1 rRNA gene is annotated in these 3206 nt (G+C 56.1%); it reads left to right on the top strand.

Annotated elements, in window-relative coordinates:
• The first annotated feature begins 60 nt into the window (after positions 1-60).
• Positions 61-3184: ribosomal RNA gene (locus ACFQ6X_RS35075) — 23S ribosomal RNA — on the top strand.
• The last annotated feature ends 22 nt before the right edge of the window (positions 3185-3206 follow it).

Below are 3206 nucleotides of genomic sequence, written 5' to 3'. Positions count from 1 at the left end.
GTCGGGGTGATGGGTGGCTGGTCGTTGTTTGAGAACTGCACAGTGGACGCGAGCATCTGTGGCCAAGTTTTTAAGGGCGCACGGTGGATGCCTTGGCACCAGGAACCGATGAAGGACGTGGGAGGCCACGATAGTCCCCGGGGAGCTGTCAACCAAGCTTTGATCCGGGGGTTTCCGAATGGGGAAACCCGGCAGTCGTCATGGGCTGTCACCCACTGCTGAACACATAGGCAGTGTGGAGGGAACGAGGGGAAGTGAAACATCTCAGTACCCTCAGGAAGAGAAAACAACCGTGATTCCGGGAGTAGTGGCGAGCGAAACTGGATGAGGCCAAACCGTATGCGTGTGATACCCGGCAGGGGTTGCGCATACGGGGTTGTGGGATCTCTTTTTCATGGTCTGCCGACTGTGAGACGAGTCAGAAACCGTTGATGTAGGCGAAGGACATGCGAAAGGTCCGGCGTAGAGGGTAAGACCCCCGTAGCTGAAACATCAACGGCTCGTTTAAGAGACACCCAAGTAGCACGGGGCCCGAGAAATCCCGTGTGAATCTGGCGGGACCACCCGCTAAGCCTAAATATTCCCTGGTGACCGATAGCGGATAGTACCGTGAGGGAATGGTGAAAAGTACCGCGGGAGCGGAGTGAAATAGTACCTGAAACCGTGTGCCTACAAGCCGTGGGAGCGTCGCTGTTGTTCTTCGGAACAGCAGTCGTGACTGCGTGCCTTTTGAAGAATGAGCCTGCGAGTTTGCGGTGTGTTGCGAGGTTAACCCGTGTGGGGAAGCCGTAGCGAAAGCGAGTCCGAATAGGGCGATTTAGTAGCGCGCTCAAGACCCGAAGCGGAGTGATCTAGCCATGGGCAGGTTGAAGCGGAGGTAAGACTTCGTGGAGGACCGAACCCACCAGGGTTGAAAACCTGGGGGATGACCTGTGGTTAGGGGTGAAAGGCCAATCAAACTCCGTGATAGCTGGTTCTCCCCGAAATGCATTTAGGTGCAGCGTCGTGTGTTTCTTGCCGGAGGTAGAGCACTGGATAGGCGATGGGCCCTACCGGGTTACTGACCTTAGCCAAACTCCGAATGCCGGTAAGTGAGAGCACGGCAGTGAGACTGTGGGGGATAAGCTCCATGGTCGAGAGGGAAACAGCCCAGAGCATCGACTAAGGCCCCTAAGCGTACGCTAAGTGGGAAAGGATGTGGAGTCGCAGAGACAACCAGGAGGTTGGCTTAGAAGCAGCCACCCTTGAAAGAGTGCGTAATAGCTCACTGGTCAAGTGATTCCGCGCCGACAATGTAGCGGGGCTCAAGCGTACCGCCGAAGTCGTGTCATTCACACAATAGGGCCAACGCCCGTGTGGATGGGTAGGGGAGCGTCGTGTGCCGGGTGAAGCAGCCGCGGAAGCGAGTTGTGGACGGTTCACGAGTGAGAATGCAGGCATGAGTAGCGATACACACGTGAGAAACGTGTGCGCCGATTGACTAAGGGTTCCTGGGTCAAGCTGATCTGCCCAGGGTAAGTCGGGACCTAAGGCGAGGCCGACAGGCGTAGTCGATGGACAACCGGTTGATATTCCGGTACCCGCTTTGAAACGCCCAATACTGAATCAGGCGATGCTAAGTCCGTGAAGCCGGCCCGATCTCTTCGGAGTTGAGGGTAGTGGTGGAGCCGATGAACCAGACTTGTACTAGGTAAGCGATGGGGTGACGCAGGAAGGTAGTCCAGCCCGGGCGGTGGTAGTCCCGGGGTAAGGGTGTAGGCCGTGTGGTAGGTAAATCCGTCACACATTAAGGCTGAGACCTGATGCCGAGCCGATTGTGGTGAAGTGGATGATCCTATGCTGTCGAGAAAAGCCTCTAGCGAGTTTCATGGCGGCCCGTACCCTAAACCGACTCAGGTAGTCAGGTAGAGAATACCGAGGCGTTCGGGTGAACTATGGTTAAGGAACTCGGCAAAATGCCCCCGTAACTTCGGGAGAAGGGGGGCCATCACTGGTGATCCGATTTACTCGGTGAGCTGGGGGTGGCCGCAGAGACCAGCGAGAAGCGACTGTTTACTAAAAACACAGGTCCGTGCGAAGCCGTAAGGCGATGTATACGGACTGACGCCTGCCCGGTGCTGGAACGTTAAGGGGACCGGTTAGTGCACTTTCGGGTGTGCGAAGCTGAGAACTTAAGCGCCAGTAAACGGCGGTGGTAACTATAACCATCCTAAGGTAGCGAAATTCCTTGTCGGGTAAGTTCCGACCTGCACGAATGGCGTAACGACTTCTCGACTGTCTCAACCATAGGCCCGGTGAAATTGCACTACGAGTAAAGATGCTCGTTTCGCGCAGCAGGACGGAAAGACCCCGGGACCTTTACTATAGTTTGATATTGGTGTTCGGTTCGGCTTGTGTAGGATAGGTGGGAGACTTTGAAGCGGCCACGCCAGTGGTTGTGGAGTCGTCGTTGAAATACCACTCTGGTCGTGCTGGATGTCTAACCTGGGTCCGTGATCCGGATCAGGGACAGTGTCTGATGGGTAGTTTAACTGGGGCGGTTGCCTCCTAAAGAGTAACGGAGGCGCCCAAAGGTTCCCTCAGCCTGGTTGGCAATCAGGTGTTGAGTGTAAGTGCACAAGGGAGCTTGACTGTGAGACCGACGGGTCGAGCAGGGACGAAAGTCGGGACTAGTGATCCGGCAGTGGCTTGTGGAAGCGCTGTCGCTCAACGGATAAAAGGTACCCCGGGGATAACAGGCTGATCTTCCCCAAGAGTCCATATCGACGGGATGGTTTGGCACCTCGATGTCGGCTCGTCGCATCCTGGGGCTGGAGTCGGTCCCAAGGGTTGGGCTGTTCGCCCATTAAAGCGGTACGCGAGCTGGGTTTAGAACGTCGTGAGACAGTTCGGTCCCTATCCGCTGTGCGCGTAGGAATATTGAGAAGGGCTGTCCCTAGTACGAGAGGACCGGGACGGACGAACCTCTGGTGTGCCAGTTGTCCTGCCAAGGGCATGGCTGGTTGGCTACGTTCGGAAAGGATAACCGCTGAAAGCATCTAAGCGGGAAGCCTGCTTCGAGATGAGTATTCCCACCACCTTGAGTGGTTAAGGCTCCCAGTAGACGACTGGGTTGATAGGCCAGATGTGGAAGCCCGGTAACGGGTGGAGCTGACTGGTACTAATAGGCCGAGGGCTTGTCCTCAGTTGCTCGCGTCCACTGTGTT

Origin of the sequence: Streptomyces sp. NPDC056452 (assembly GCF_042796085.1) — a bacterium.
Lineage (GTDB): Bacteria > Actinomycetota > Actinomycetes > Streptomycetales > Streptomycetaceae > Streptomyces.
This window is presented reverse-complemented; position numbering and strand designations above follow the sequence as displayed.